Origin of the sequence: Aquabacterium parvum (genome assembly GCF_001447195.1) — a bacterium.
Taxonomy (GTDB): domain Bacteria; phylum Pseudomonadota; class Gammaproteobacteria; order Burkholderiales; family Burkholderiaceae_C; genus Aquabacterium; species Aquabacterium parvum.
In genome coordinates, this window is the sequence record NZ_LFRI01000111.1 from 1 (window position 1) to 273 (window position 273).

The following is a 273-nucleotide window of genomic DNA, read 5'->3' on the forward strand; positions in this document are numbered from 1 at the left end:
CTTCGCCCATCCCGCAGGGCCGCCGCCAGCGGCCTCATACGTGCATCCATCCTCACACCTTGCCCCCCTCATAGGCGAGGCTCACCGACGCGCCAGGAGCCCACGCACGCACCGGCACGGACACCTGCTCACCCACCCGGCCCTCGAAAGGCTTGGTGTCCGGAACTGTGAGGGTGAAGAGTTGAACGAGGCCACGGTTATCGAGGCCCTCGATCTGGAGAACCGGGCGGGTGGGGATCACCTCGCCGGTCTTCTTGTTGACGCCACCACCCA

1 protein-coding gene is annotated in these 273 nt (G+C 66.7%); it reads right to left on the reverse strand.

The window, feature by feature from the left end; all coding sequences use genetic code 11:
* Positions 1-52: 52 nt before the first annotated feature.
* Positions 53-273 (reverse strand): hypothetical protein (locus tag ABG80_RS22430; protein ID WP_160322436.1); only part of this gene is annotated, 221 nt, incomplete at its 5' end.